Source organism: Thalassotalea sp. PS06, from assembly GCF_007197775.1.
In the GTDB taxonomy this organism is placed as follows: Bacteria; Pseudomonadota; Gammaproteobacteria; order Enterobacterales; family Alteromonadaceae; genus Thalassotalea_A.
Genome location: NZ_CP041638.1, coordinates 2,385,960 through 2,399,874, shown reverse-complemented (window position 1 = coordinate 2,399,874; position 13,915 = coordinate 2,385,960). Strand labels below are relative to the sequence as shown.

Genomic DNA, 13,915 nt, shown 5'->3' with positions numbered 1-13,915 from the left:
ATTACTTCCAATCACGCGGCACTGGCACTAAAGTCCGTCAATAGTTGTTGTACCAATTGAAAACGGGCTTTACTGTCTTCAGTGTCTTTCACAAATTTTAATTTATTGGCGCCATCCATTTTAAACACGGTTGGTTGTTTTTGGATAAGCCCAATTATGACCATAGGATCGATTTGCGTGTGTTCGGCAAATTCCAGTGAACCACCTTTGGGGCCCGCATCGATTCGGGTAATGCCTATAGTTTCTGCTTTTAAACGCAGTTTGGCAATATGAAATATGTTTTTTGCGCTTTGCGGTAACAAACCGAAACGATCGATCAGCTCAACCTGGATATCATCGAGCTCAGCATCGCTATCGCAACTGGCAATACGTTTGTAAAAAGACAAGCGGGTACTTACGTCGAAAATGTAATCGTCTGGCAGTAAGGCTGGTAACTTAAGATCCACCTCGGTTTGCTTGGCGTTTAAATCTTCCAGTGATGGTTGCTTACCATTTTTAAGGGCTTTGATTGCCTGATCCAACATTTCCATGTAGAGGGTAAAACCGACGCTGGCCATTTGTCCGCTCTGATCTTCACCCAGTAGCTCACCAGCACCGCGAATTTCCAAATCATGGGTCGCTAAGGCAAAACCAGCACCCAAATCCTCTAAGGATGCGATTGCTTCTAAGCGCTTATGCGCATCTTTAGTCATCCGTTTCGGGTGAGGGGTTAATAAGTACGCATAAGCCTGATGGTGCGAACGTCCCACCCGGCCACGCAGCTGATGTAATTGCGCCAAGCCTAAATGATCGGCTCTGTCCATGATAATCGTATTGGCGGTCGGTACGTCGATACCCGTCTCAATAATGGTGGTACAGACCAGTACATTGAAGCGTTGGTGATAGAAATCACTCATTATGCGCTCCAGTTCCCGCTCTCGCATTTGTCCATGGGCGGTAACGATTTTCGCTTCCGGTACCAGCTCCTGTATCTCATGGGCCGTTTTATCTATCGTCTGCACATTGTTATGAAGAAAATATACCTGACCACCACGAAGAATTTCTCGCAAAATGGATTCTCTTATTAAGGCTTCATCTCGCTGGCGGACAAAGGTCTTCACCGCCAATCGCTTTGCCGGCGCCGTTGCGATTATTGACAGGTCACGCATACCGCCCATGGCCATGTTCAGGGTCCTTGGAATTGGTGTCGCGGTCAGGGTTAAAATATCAACATTGGCGCGCAGCTTCTTGATTTTCTCTTTTTGCTTAACCCCAAACCTATGTTCTTCATCAACAATAAGCAGGCCTAAATCGTTAAATTTAATATCGTCTGATAACAATTTATGGGTACCAATTAAAATATCTATCTTACCGGCTTTGATGTTTTCGATAATTTGCTTTTGCTGTTTTGGCGTTTTAAAACGCGATAGCACTTCAATATTGATTGGCCAGTTGGCAAATCTGTCGCGAAAATTCTCATAGTGTTGTTGGGCCAGAAGGGTAGTTGGTACTAACACAACCACTTGTTTGTTGTCGTTGGCAGCCACGAACGCGGCGCGCATTGCTACCTCGGTTTTACCAAAGCCAACATCACCACAAACCAGGCGATCCATAGGTTTATCGTCAAGCATATCGGCAACGACGCTATGAATGGCCTGTTGCTGATCGTCCGTTTCTTCAAACCCAAAACTCTCGCTAAAATTCAGATACTCTTGTTTATCGCGTTTAAATGCATAACCTTCCGAGCTTTCCCGTTTTGCGTAAATGTCGAGCAGCTCCGCGGCAACGTCGCGAACTTTTTCCGCAGCTTTTTTCTTGGCTTTATTCCACGCATCATTGCCCAGACGATGCAGTGGCGTGTTTTCACTATCGCTACCACTGTATCGGGAAATCAGGTGTAACGATGCTACAGGCACATATAATTTTGCGTCATTGGCGTAAGCCAGAACTAAAAACTCGGTACTGATACCCGCATTTTCGATGGTTTGTAAGCCTTGATAACGACCGATACCATGCTCAATATGAACCACAGGTTGCCCTTGAGTGAGCTCAGTCAGGTTTTTAAAAATGGCTTCGCTATTAGTTTCCTGGCTTTTGTTGCGGCGGCGGCTTTGACGGACCCTGTCGGTGAATAAATCATCTTCACAAATGATCACCCAGGGCTGTTTGTTATCTTCAATGATAAAGCCGTTGGCAAGGCCATTTACGGTGACGGTAATGGCGTCTTTGCCGATGAATGCCTGATGAATGCTATCAACAACGGTAGGTTTAATGTTTTCCCGGGCAAGTAACTCGATAAGGGTTTCACGGCGACCCTGGCTTTCGGCAATAAATACAATATTGGCTTTGCGCTCACGCTGCTCACTAATGAGCTGGGTGAGCCTTTGTAAAGGGTGTTTGAGCTGATGATTGACGGCGACGTCCTGAAGCGCCGTTAGATTAAACAGACAATCGGCTGCAGATGCTTCATCGCTATTACTTTTACAAACAATTCTCGGATAAGTTTTGATATGAGAAAACAGCTCTTCTACCGGAACAAATACCTGATTTGGCGTTAATAACGGGCGCAGAGGATCATATCGTCGGTCTTCATAACGATACTGAATGTCTAACCAGAATTGTTGCAGATTTTCCTGTACGTTGCCGTGTAATACAACCTGCAGGGGGGTTGGTAAGTAGTCGAACAGGGTTTCTGTGGTTTGAAAAAATAGCGGCAGATAATATTCAATACCGGCGGGCATAATACCTTTGCTGACCTGGTGGTAAATAGAATCCTTTTCATTATTCCCTTTTAGAATATCGCGATATTGCTGGCGAAACAGGTTAATGGTTTCCTGATCCGATGGAAATTCATGGGCAGGCAATAATTCGATTTTGTCTAGTCGGTCACCACTGCGCTGGGTGTCAGGGTCAAATACCCGGATACTATCAATTTCATCATCAAAGAAATCAAGACGATAGGGAAGCTGACTGCCCATTGGGTAGAGATCAAGAATCGCCCCACGAGCAGAAAATTCGCCATGCTCCATTACCTGATCGACAGAACGATAACCACAGGATTCCAGTTCCTGTCGCAACTGATGCATGTCTTTTTGCTGGTTGTTTTCAATCAGAAGGCTATTGGCTTCCAGGTATTGTCTTGGTGCCAGGCGATGACTCAGGGTATGCGCTGGCACAATAACCAGGCCTTTATCCATTCTTGGTAGCCGATACAAGGTTGCCAGACGTTGCGAGATAATATCCTGATGCGGTGAAAAACTGTCATAAGGTAAGGTTTCCCAATCCGGAAACAAACAGATTTTAAGGGCATCGTCGTTAATGGATTGCAACTCGTGTTCAAGCTTTAATGCCGAAGCGGTGTCCTCACAAACGACTAAAAAAACCTGTTTGGCATTGCGGGCAGCCTGATAAATCGCCAGCGAATCACTACTTCCGGGGAGTGGTTTCCATATTTTTTTATCGGCCTTAGTTTTGTTCGATTTAGCCAGTATCGGTTTAAATATGCTGCAATCTTGGGTCATGATACCTTCTGTGTCGGTTGCCACGCTGGATAAATGGATGAATACGTATTTGAAGAGTGCGTGGATTTGCAAGTACTCTTTGCTGCTCAGATTGTAATTAGATCTCAATGGGATGCAAGTTTACGCAGAGCATTTTGCCTAGCGTTGCAAAGATTTTTATTTTACTTAATGACAGGGTTGTCGCTTGTACTTATGGCAACGACCTTTTATCATCAGTTCAATTCTCGCAAATTTATAAATATAAATGTTTCAACCGGTTAGTCTGTTTATTGGCCTGCGGTATTCTCGCAGCCAAAATCGTTCTGGATTTGTATCCTTTATTACCTTTTTTTCTATTGCCGGCATTTTGTTGGGGGTTACCGCGCTCATTACTGTTGTCTCAGTGATGAATGGCTTTGAGGGACAGCTTAAAGAGCGTATTCTCGGCCTGGTGCCGCATGCGGTTGTCAGCTCTGAAAAACCAATTAGTGACTGGCGGCAGATTTCCCAAATCCTGCAAGCACAAGAACATATCAGTAAAGCCACCCCCTATGTGGAGAGTGAATCTTTAGTGCAATCGGCTAGTCAGTTGAGTGGTGTATTGATGCAGGGAGTATTTCCTGAGTACGAATTACCAGACTCTATCATCGAGAAAAATATGCAGTTTGGTAGCATGACCGAGCTGGTGGCTGGCAAATATAATATTGTTATGGGAGCTTCTCTGGCAAGAGAACTTGATGTTCGCATTGGCGACAAAGTTCGTCTGCTGCTGCCAACCAAAACTATCTTCACACCAATGGGGCGGGTGCCGGTGCAGCGCACCTTTACGCTTGCGGGTATTTTCTACCTGGGCTCTCAGGTCGACAATCAGATGGTATTGATCAATGGCCAGGATGCGGCGCGGCTGCTGCGACGTTCCGAAGACGGGGTTAACAACATTCGCTTGTATCTTAATGATGCATTTATGGCGAAACAGGTGGTCAGTCAGTTGCAATTGCAACCAGCAATGCAGGAATTTCAATTCTCCACCTGGGATAAGACCCAGGGCAATTTGTTCGCGGCAGTCAAGGTCGAAAAGAATATGATGTGGCTGATGCTTTCTCTCATTATCGCGGTTGCGGCATTCAATATCGTTTCTGCCCTGGTAATGGTAGTCATTGATAAGCAGGGAGAGATTGGTATTTTGCAGACCCTGGGAATGTCACCGGACGGGGTGTTAAAAATATTTATGACCCAGGGCATGGTTAATGGTATTTGGGGCACCTTACTCGGCAGTATCGCTGGTGTTTTGGTGACGTTAAACCTCAATAGTATTTTGTCGTTATTTGGTGTCAATATTTTGGGTTCAGGATTCGTGATGCAACAATTACCGGTCGAACTTCGTTTCGAACAGGTGTTAGTTATCTTGGTCTCCGCGTTATTAATGAGTTTTCTGGCGACATTGTACCCGGCATACCGGGCATCCAAGACTCAGCCAGCAGAGGTATTAAGGAATGAGTAAGGTTTTACATTGTCAGGGACTGGTGAAAAAGTACCAACAGGGCCCGCAGACAACCGAAGTACTCAAAGGGTTAGATTTGAGCGTCGAGCAAGGCGAGCTTGTTGCTGTGGTTGGCAGCTCTGGTTGCGGTAAAAGTACGTTTTTGCATCTGGCTGGCGCGCTAGATACGCCAACTTCGGGTCAGGTAACCATTGATGGCGTTGACATCTATCAGCTATCGGCAAAAAAACGCGCTCGTTTTCGCAATGAAAAAATAGGTTTTATTTACCAGTTCCATCATTTGATGATGGAGTTTAGTGCCGTTGAAAATGTTGCCATGCCGTTATTGATCCGTGGCGATTCCCCAAAAAAGGCAAAGCAACAAGCCGAAGTGATGCTTGAAAAAGTTGGATTATCACATCGTTTAAGTCATCGGCCATCGCAATTGTCCGGTGGTGAACGCCAACGGGTGGCCATCGCCAGGGCTCTGGTTACCAAGCCATCCCTGGTCCTTGCCGATGAACCGACCGGTAATCTTGATTTTGACACTGCTGAGCAAATCTTTACTTTGATTCGCAAACTCAACGAATCGGAAGGAACTTCATTTGTTGTCGTTACCCATGATTTGACCCTGGCATCAAGAATGGACAGGCAGATGAATTTGGATCATGGCCAACTTGTCGCCATGGCAGATGCGGAGTAAACATGTTTAGACCACTTAGCATGTTTTTAGGTCTGCGGTACGTTCGAACCCGCCATGGACAGGGGTTTTCCTCATTTATTTCGGCATCCTCAACGTTAGGTATAGCGTTAGGGGTGATGGTGCTGATTATTGTGTTATCGGCCATGAATGGCTTTGAAAGAGAACTTGCGAAACGCCTGTTGTCGGTGATCCCCCATGGAGAATTCATTAGTGTCCTTGACCCGGTAGATAACTGGCAACAGGAAATGGCGATTGTCGACGAACACAAAGACGTTGTCGCATCTGCACCGGTTATTAAGATAACTGGCATGTTGCAAAAGGGCGATCGTATTAAAGCCCTGGAAGTTCGGGCGGTTGACATTGAACGTGAAACCAGGGTTTCCGATATCGCCGATTTTGTGAGTCAGGGCAATTGGCAACAACTTGCCGGGCAATCTCTGGTAATTGGCCAGGGAATTGCCAACAAGCTCGGGGTTGGCGTTGGTGATACCGTACAGCTGTTGATGCCAAGAGTGAGCGAAGGCCAGGGACTTAGTGGCCGCTTTTTAGCGCCGATCAAGAAAAACATGGTGATAGCCGGTATCTTTGACTTCGGTGGCACGATTGATGATTCGATGGCATTTATGCCGTTATCGACGGGTGCTGACTTTCTTGGTCTGGGTGATAAAGTCCATGGCATTCGGATTAAAGTCGACGACGTGTTCCGCGCGCCAATGGTGGTTTCGCAAATCGGTCAACGCCTCAATATCTATGTTTACATGCATGACTGGACGCGAACTCAAGGGCACCTTTTCAATGACATCCAATTAGTACGCACGGTGATGTTTGTGGTTATGCTGTTGGTCATCGCGGTTGCCAGCTTTAATATTGTTTCCAGCCTAATCATGGCGGTAAACGAAAAAAAAGGTGACATTGCGATTCTGAAAACCATGGGGGCCGAGCCGCAAACCATCATGCTGGCGTTTGTTTACCAGGGGTTAGTGAATGGAGTACTGGGATGTGCGTTAGGTGGCAGTATTGGTATCCTGTTATCTCAGCACCTGACAACCATTGTTCGCCAACTTGAACAATGGTTTGGGATAAGTTTCCTCTCCGGAGACATCTACTTTATCGACTTTTTACCGACGCAGTTACAGTCCTCTGATGTTGTAACGACCATTACAGCGGCGTTAATTCTCAGCCTGATGGCGACCTTATATCCGGCCTGGAGAGCAACCAAGGTTGAGCCTGCTCAGGTACTTGGACAAGTCTGATGTTATTGATTTAAGGTGTGTTAACGCTGGCACACCTTGGAGATAAAAACCACGCCCCAGCGTTCCAAACCACTAGAATCGCAGCCTCAAACAAAGGCTATGCTTTAACCGCGATGACGTTGCTGACGGCTGCGCCAGTTACGGGAAACGTTGAGCTTCCACAATGTGCTGATACCGATATAACCTAAAGTTGAAAAGAATACGGCACAGACAAGACAACCCAATAAAAAAGGCGCCCAAACGGCGGCCAGACTTTCACTGATCCAAGTCCAGCTTAACTGAAAACTAAAATCCTGTTGCGGGACGTTAAGTAATATTGTGCCAAGCTTATAGCAGCCATAAAAAATTGGTGGGATGGTTATCGGATTGCTGAGCCAGACTAAAGCTGCGGACAGGGGTAAGTTTGCATGCAACCAAATCGCAGCGCCCGCTGCTAATAACATTTGAAACGGCACGGGAACAAAGGCCATAAATAAACCAATGGCAAATGCTTTCGTTACGGAACGGCGATTCAAATGCCAGAGGTTTCCGTCATGTAAAAGGTCTCCGAAGACCTGTAAATGTTTGTGGCTTTTCAGAGTCTGATGATCTGGTAGCCAGCGTTTTATCAATTTTTTGGGCATACAACTTATTAAATAAGGACGACTTTAGTTAACTCAACAATTTTTTCAGGATGACTTTCACTATGGAACGGTGGCTGCTCTCATTTATCCTCGGAGCCATATTGTCGCTATTTTTGCCGACAGTACCAGAACTATTTTTAATTATTATTGTATTTATCACCGGGGCAATCACCCTTTTCGCCAATAAACTTCGAAATTTAAGTGGCTTGTTGTTAGGCGCAGGTTTTATCTGGTGGTGCGCTCATCATCACTTCGACGCTCTTAATATTAACGAGTTAACCCCCTCTGAAGTTTACCTTAAACCTGTTTCTGTTAAGGGTTCTATCATCTCACTGGTCAATAATGATGATATCGACAAGCGAATAACCCTGAAAATTTTATCGGTTTCGGGCCGGAGATTAAGTAAACCACTAAAGGTTAGATTAACCTGGTATAAAGCGCCCATTGACTTGTCCAACGGTGATAATCTTGATGTGCGGGTTCGTCTTAAGCCTAGCCAAAGTCTTGCTAATCCGGGCAGTTTTTCTTACCAAAGATGGTTGTTAAGCCGGGAAATTATTGCCAAGGGTTATATCAGTAATAACGATAACCCAAACCCACTCGTACAACCCAGCCCAACGATATCTCAGCGAATGCTTGATACACTCAAAACTCTGATACCTGATTCAGAGGTAAAACCATTGATGCTGGCGCTGACGCTAGGATATCGGCAGGAGTTCACTTCCCAACACTGGCAGGTTTTGCAAAATACCGGCACCGCACATTTAATGGCGATATCCGGATTGCACCTGGGTATTATCGCGGCTTTAGGATATTGGTTAGGTAGGGGAGCATTGATGTTATGTCCGGCTCACTGGTTTTATCGCTATCCTCTTTGGTTATTGCCAATCGTTACTAGCTGCGGTTTTGCTTTTGGTTATGCATTTATTTCCTCTTTTTCAACACCTACTCTCAGAGCCTTGATTATGGTGTTGCTATTTTGGTTGTTACGGATAGTTCATGGTCGGATGCATTTGCTACTCTGGTTTGCACTTGGTCTGGCACTGGTGATATTGGTTCGACCGTTTGCCCTGATCTCGTCTTCATTCTGGCTGTCGTTTCTGGCACTGCTGAGCATCCTTATCCTGATATTCTGGGGGAACTTTAAAGATGGCAAAGGAATTACCCAGAAACTTTGGTTGTTTATTAAACTGCAACTTTTTCTGTCGCTATTTTTATTGCCCATCAACCTATTATTGTTCGGGCAATCTTCTGTGTTGCCCTGGGCCGCTAATATCTGGATTTTGCCTTGGTTTAGTGCACTGTTGATGCCAATGTTGCTGTTAATGACCTTATTGAGTCTGTGGTTGCCAGCAACCAGTGCCTGGCTCGCGGATATCTGTCGTTGGCAGCTGGAGATTATCTGGCAACAGCTGCTGTGGCTCAATGAACTTGAATTTTCCCTGATTACAATATCCTCAATCACTTTAATGGTAGTTTTGAATATCGCGGTATGGGTTATTGCTCAACTTGTGCGCGTCACCCCGGCGGGTAAAGTGGTTCTTGGGAGCCTGTTAGCCTTGAATATACTCGCAGGCCTGGTAGTTTCAATAACCAATAAACCTGCAACCATAGATGTATCTAATTTGCCATGGAGTATCAGTGTTCTTGATGTCGGCCATGGATTAAGTGTGGTACTAGAGCGGGGCAATAAGGCATTGGTATATGACACCGGAGCCAGTTACGGCAAGGATCTGAGTATCGCCCAGTCGATCATTCATCCTTATTTGCGTCGCAGGTTTGTAAAAACGCCCGAGTACTTGTTTGTTAGCCATAGCGACAATGATCATGCTGGCGGATTGCCTTACGTTTTAGAACATCTGAAACCCACATGGGTTGTCGCCAATATTAACTCAGATGATTATCGAGATTGGCAAACGACAGCCGGTCACCTTGTAAACCCTCTGCAATCTTGTACCTCTAACCAAACCTGGAATTGGCAAGGGTTAACGATTAAAGCCTTATGGCCAATAGAGCCCAACTGGCAGGAAAATGAGGATTCCTGCGTTTTACTGGTTTCCGACGCAAAGCATCAATTATTGTTGACCGGAGATATCCCAGCATCGGTTGAAAAACGACTACTCGAAGACATATCGGCAACGAAAATCGATATATTAATCGTCCCGCACCATGGCTCTAAGTCATCCTCGTCTGCTGAATTTATCGAGTCCATTCAGCCAAAGCATGCGATTTTTAGCGCCGCTTACTTGAATCGCTGGAATATGCCCTCAGATACAGTGACGTCAAGGTACCAAAAAGTTGGTGCCAAACTATACAACACTGCAGATTCAGGGATGATCAGGCTCACCATTGGAGATACTGGGATCCATGCTGAGAAATATCGAACGGATATGGCGCCATTCTGGTTTTACAATCAGTTTGCTACACTTGCTGAGGATCAAACTAGCATCAAGCCGATGCCAAAGAGTTGGTAGATCAAGCAATTATCGTTAGAATAGCGCAGTATCGTTTTACTTGAGAGTGTAAATGCAAGCTACAAAGTCGTTAGAAGGAAAAGCCACAGAGAAGAGTCGTACCTGGCCCAATTTCCGTCGTTTATTTACCTACACCCGTGGCCTGAGAGCGGGGTTGCTGGTTTCTATTATTGGTATGCTTGGTTATGCGGGCATCGACACCCTGTTTTTTTCCCAGCTAAAGCCGCTTATTGATGAGGGCTTAACGCAATCCAATCCAAATATTTTAAAATATGCGCCAGTCTTTGTGCTGGTGGCATTTCTGTTTCGCGGTATTTTTCACTTTATTGGTACCTACTGCCTGGCCTGGGTCGGGAATCATGTGGTAATGAAACTGCGTCAGGAGTTATTTGAACATATCCTGGCAATGCCGGTTTCGTTTCACGATAAAGAGTCAACGGGTGCCCTTATTTCGAAATTAACCTACGACACCGAGCAGGTATTAAATACCACCTCAAAGGCGGTACTCACCCTGGTTCGGGAAGGCGCCTTTGTCCTCGGATTACTTGGTTTAATGTTTTATTACTCCTGGCAGTTATCATCAATTTTCCTGCTGATCACGCCGGTGATTTCGGTGATCGTTGTGGTTGTTTCGAAACGATTCCGGGCGGTGAGTAAACACATTCAGCAAGCGATGGGGGAAGTCACCGGCGCTGCAGAACAAAGTTTCAATGGTCATAAGGTTGTCGTAACCTTCGATGGCCAGACTCGAGAAAATGAACGCTTCGCAAAAATCAATAATCAAAATCGATTGCAAAGAATGAAAATGGTAGCAGCCAAAGCTATCAGTGTGCCGGTGATCCAGATTATTGCCTCATTTGCACTGGCATTCGTTTTATACATCGCCAGTATGGACAATATGATAGAAAACCTGACACCGGGTATTTTTACCACCGTGGTAACGTCAATGATCATGTTACTGAGACCTTTGAAGCTACTTACCACGGTTAATAGTGAGTTTCAAAAAGGCATGGCTGCCTGTACCAGTATTTTCGATGTTTTGGATCAACCGATAGAATCAGATACCGGAACGTTAGACCTGAAACGCAGCCGCGGCGATATCGAGTTTAAGCAGGTTAACTTTGCTTATGAAGGCACTGAAACCAATGCGTTAGATAACGTCAGCTTTAATGTTCCGCCGGGAACCACAACCGCGCTGGTTGGCCGTTCTGGTTCTGGAAAGTCGACGATTAGCTCCTTGCTGTTACGTTTTTATAATGCCAAATCTGGCGAAGTATTAATCGATGGCGAAAATATCGAAGATTATCGATTAAAACCACTGCGTAAGCAATTTGCTTATGTTTCGCAGCAGGTTGTGCTTTTTAACGATACGTTAGCGAACAATATTGCTTATGGTCGTCCCCAAGCCAGTGAACAGGAAATTATCGAAGCGGCTAAGCATGCCCATGTGCTTGAGTTCGCAGAAGACTTACCTGATGGTTTGCAAACGGTTATCGGGGAGAATGGTTCAATGCTAAGTGGTGGCCAGCGCCAGCGCGTGGCCATTGCCAGAGCGTTATTGTGTGACGCGCCAATTTTGATACTTGATGAGGCTACCAGTGCGCTGGATACGGAATCTGAACGTCATATCCAGGATGCATTGAAATTTCTACAGCAAAATCGTACCTGTATCGTCATTGCTCACAGATTATCCACCATAGAAAATGCCGACAACATCTTAGTTATGGAAAAAGGCAAATTAATTGAGCAGGGCGATCATCAGCAGCTATTGGCCAAAGAAGGCGCATATGCACAGCTGCATAAGTTTCAGTTTGGTGAGTAATGATTGATTAATGGCTGGGCAAACTAGCGTCAGGGGATGGGCTAACACATGCGATTGATTGAACAAGCTTGGTATCAGCAACATTGGCTTAAATGGATGTTGCTGCCGTTATCGCTATTGTTTTGGTTGCTCTCTTCGTTGCGAAAGTGGGCGTTTCGCCTGGGGTTGAAAAAGCAATTTAAGGTTTCCGTGCCGGTTATCATTGTCGGTAATATCGGTGTCGGTGGTAATGGCAAAACACCGGTGGTTATCTACCTGGTAAAATTACTACAACGACTAAATATTAACGTTGGGGTGACATCAAGAGGTTACGGCGGTAAGGCTGATAATTACCCTTTAACACTGGATAATGGCACGAGCGCTCAGCAGGCTGGCGATGAGCCGGTATTGATTTTTCAACGCTGTAATGTACCTGTGGTGGTTGGCCCTGACAGAGTCAAAAATTGTCAGCAACTCATTGAACTTGGTTGCCAGGTTATTATCAGTGATGATGGTTTGCAACATTATCGACTGCAACGAGATATGGAAATCGTTATCATCGATGGTCAGCGCCGGTTTGGTAATGGCTGGCTATTACCTGCAGGTCCGTTAAGGGAGCTTCCTTCACGTCTCAACAATGTCGATGTGGTGATTTGCAATGGCGGTCAGGCAAAGACAGGGGAGATGAGCCTGACATTATCGCCTGGCGCTTTAGTTCACATCAAATCGGGTACAAGTCTACCGTTAGAACAGTTCGTATCTAGTCACTCATCACAGGCGCAGGCGCTTGCCGGGATCGGTAATCCGCAGCGATTTTTCAACACCCTTACCGACCTGAATTTATCTCTGAGCAAGCAAGTCGAATTCGTTGATCATCATCAATTTTCTGCCGAAGATTTTCAGCAGTTCGATGACCAGCAGCCTTTACTGATGACCGAAAAAGATGCGGTAAAATGTCGTAATATATGTCCTGACAATGCTTGGTATTTGCCAGTAGATGGCGTATTGTCTGAGGCAGACGAGCAACACCTGCTACAACTAATCAACACAAGAGTACTTAACTAATGGCTTTTGATACAAAACTTATCGATATTCTGGCTTGCCCGATTTGCAAAGGCAAACTGGCATATGACAAAGAAAATCTGGAACTGATCTGTAAATTTGATCGCCTGGCGTACCCGATAGAAAAAGATATTCCGGTATTACTGGAAAATCAGGCTCGTAAGCTGGCATCAGAAGAATAAGAGGCAAATATGGGATTTACCGTAGTTATTCCAGCTCGATTTAATTCAAGTCGTTTGCCCGGAAAAGTTCTTGCTGATATAAATGGCAAGCCAATGATTGAGTGGGTTGTAGAGAAAGCTTTGGCGTCTGGCGCCAGTCGGGTCATTGTTGCCACCGACAATCAACAGGTAATGGATGCAATGGCAAGCTTACCCATAGAGGTTTGCGAGACCCGTTCGGACCATCAATCGGGTACTGAAAGACTGGCGGAAGTGGTCGAAAAATATCAGTTCAGCGACGATGAAATCATTGTTAATGTCCAAGGTGATGAACCTTTCATCCCGAGTGAAAATATTGCCCAGGTAGCGAATAATCTTGCTCAACAGTCTTTGGCGAGAATGGCAACCTTGGCGGTGGATATAAAGTCGTCTGACGAGGTGTTTAATCCGAATGTGGTAAAAGTGATTTGTGATAAAGAAGGCTATGCGCTTTATTTTTCTCGCTCCAGCATTCCATTTGACCGAGATGAGTTCTCGGCTAGCAATAGTGATGCGCGAAAACTTCGTTGCGACTATTTACGTCATATTGGCATTTATGCTTATCGTGCAGGGTTTATCAAAGACTACGTTTCCTGGCCGACCAGTGAGCTGGAAACCATTGAAGCCCTCGAGCAACTCAGGGTGCTTTATCAAGGTGAAAAAATTCATGTCGAAGTGGCAAAAAGCCATTTGCCGGTTGAAGGTGTCGATACGCCTGAAGATCTCGAAAAAGCCCGCGCATACGCCCGTCAGCTCCCCTGATCACGCTAATCTGCACCGTTCTGCCAATGGATGGTGCACTCTATCTTTTAATTTCCTTTTGTCCAACTCTCTAATTTG

General features: G+C 45.5%; 10 protein-coding genes. 8 read left to right on the top strand and 2 right to left on the bottom strand.

The annotated features are described in order from the left end of the window. Positions 1-11: 11 nt before the first annotated feature. Positions 12-3,500 (bottom strand): transcription-repair coupling factor, encoded by a 3,489-nt coding sequence (gene mfd / locus FNC98_RS10635; protein WP_143581215.1) that lies wholly within the window; start codon positions 3,498-3,500, stop codon positions 12-14. Positions 3,501-3,744: 244 nt separating this feature from the next. Here mfd and FNC98_RS10630 point away from each other — a divergent pair, with 244 nt between their 5' ends. From FNC98_RS10630 to lolE, 3 genes are read left to right on the top strand one after another with little or no spacing between them, the layout of a single operon-like run. Next, positions 3,745-4,980 carry a lipoprotein-releasing ABC transporter permease subunit gene (locus FNC98_RS10630; protein ID WP_143581214.1) on the top strand — a complete coding sequence of 412 codons (1,236 nt, stop codon included), beginning with the start codon at positions 3,745-3,747 and terminating at the stop codon, positions 4,978-4,980. Then, a complete protein-coding gene (gene lolD, locus FNC98_RS10625) occupies positions 4,973-5,662 on the top strand; it encodes a lipoprotein-releasing ABC transporter ATP-binding protein LolD (protein ID WP_143581213.1) in 690 nt (229 codons plus the stop codon). Before FNC98_RS10630 ends, lolD begins: the two co-directional genes overlap by 8 nt. A gap of 2 nt (positions 5,663-5,664) precedes the next feature. After that, positions 5,665-6,915, top strand: coding sequence for a lipoprotein-releasing ABC transporter permease subunit LolE (gene lolE, locus FNC98_RS10620; RefSeq protein ID WP_143581212.1), 1,251 nt, complete (start codon positions 5,665-5,667; stop codon positions 6,913-6,915). A gap of 104 nt (positions 6,916-7,019) precedes the next feature. Here lolE and FNC98_RS10615 read toward each other — a convergent pair whose 3' ends face one another. Then, on the bottom strand, positions 7,020-7,538 hold the full coding sequence (locus FNC98_RS10615) for a DUF2062 domain-containing protein (protein ID WP_143581211.1): 519 nt from the start codon (positions 7,536-7,538) through the stop codon (positions 7,020-7,022). A 62-nt stretch (positions 7,539-7,600) separates the two neighbouring features. Between FNC98_RS10615 and FNC98_RS10610 the strand changes: the two genes are divergently transcribed. The 5 genes from FNC98_RS10610 to kdsB are packed head-to-tail and all read left to right on the top strand — an operon-like array spanning position 7,601 to position 13,837. Next, positions 7,601-10,012 carry a DNA internalization-related competence protein ComEC/Rec2 gene (locus tag FNC98_RS10610; RefSeq protein ID WP_185967938.1) on the top strand — a complete coding sequence of 804 codons (2,412 nt, stop codon included), beginning with the start codon at positions 7,601-7,603 and terminating at the stop codon, positions 10,010-10,012. Between the two features lie 52 nt (positions 10,013-10,064). Next, positions 10,065-11,834 (top strand): lipid A export permease/ATP-binding protein MsbA, encoded by a 1,770-nt coding sequence (msbA, locus tag FNC98_RS10605; RefSeq protein WP_143581209.1) that lies wholly within the window; start codon positions 10,065-10,067, stop codon positions 11,832-11,834. 48 nt (positions 11,835-11,882) lie between these two features. Continuing rightward, entirely contained in the window at positions 11,883-12,878 is a 996-nt protein-coding gene (gene lpxK / locus FNC98_RS10600) for a tetraacyldisaccharide 4'-kinase (protein WP_143581208.1), read from the top strand. Then, entirely contained in the window at positions 12,878-13,057 is a 180-nt protein-coding gene (locus tag FNC98_RS10595; RefSeq protein ID WP_143581207.1) for a Trm112 family protein, read from the top strand. Before lpxK ends, FNC98_RS10595 begins: the two co-directional genes overlap by 1 nt. A gap of 9 nt (positions 13,058-13,066) precedes the next feature. Next, positions 13,067-13,837 carry a 3-deoxy-manno-octulosonate cytidylyltransferase gene (gene kdsB, locus FNC98_RS10590; RefSeq protein WP_143581206.1) on the top strand — a complete coding sequence of 257 codons (771 nt, stop codon included), beginning with the start codon at positions 13,067-13,069 and terminating at the stop codon, positions 13,835-13,837. Positions 13,838-13,915 lie beyond the last annotated feature (78 nt).

Excerpts from the sequence above, each read along its gene's own strand:
- mfd (WP_143581215.1), bottom strand. The coding sequence starts at position 3,500 with ATGACCCAAGATTGCAGCATATTTAAACCGATACTGGCTAAATCGAAC.
- FNC98_RS10630 (WP_143581214.1), top strand. The coding sequence starts at position 3,745 with ATGTTTCAACCGGTTAGTCTGTTTATTGGCCTGCGGTATTCTCGCAGC.
- lolD (WP_143581213.1), top strand. The coding sequence starts at position 4,973 with ATGAGTAAGGTTTTACATTGTCAGGGACTGGTGAAAAAGTACCAACAG.
- lolE (WP_143581212.1), top strand. The coding sequence starts at position 5,665 with ATGTTTAGACCACTTAGCATGTTTTTAGGTCTGCGGTACGTTCGAACC.
- FNC98_RS10615 (WP_143581211.1), bottom strand. The coding sequence starts at position 7,538 with ATGCCCAAAAAATTGATAAAACGCTGGCTACCAGATCATCAGACTCTG.
- FNC98_RS10610 (WP_185967938.1), top strand. The coding sequence starts at position 7,601 with ATGGAACGGTGGCTGCTCTCATTTATCCTCGGAGCCATATTGTCGCTA.
- msbA (WP_143581209.1), top strand. The coding sequence starts at position 10,065 with ATGCAAGCTACAAAGTCGTTAGAAGGAAAAGCCACAGAGAAGAGTCGT.
- lpxK (WP_143581208.1), top strand. The coding sequence starts at position 11,883 with ATGCGATTGATTGAACAAGCTTGGTATCAGCAACATTGGCTTAAATGG.
- FNC98_RS10595 (WP_143581207.1), top strand. The coding sequence starts at position 12,878 with ATGGCTTTTGATACAAAACTTATCGATATTCTGGCTTGCCCGATTTGC.
- kdsB (WP_143581206.1), top strand. The coding sequence starts at position 13,067 with ATGGGATTTACCGTAGTTATTCCAGCTCGATTTAATTCAAGTCGTTTG.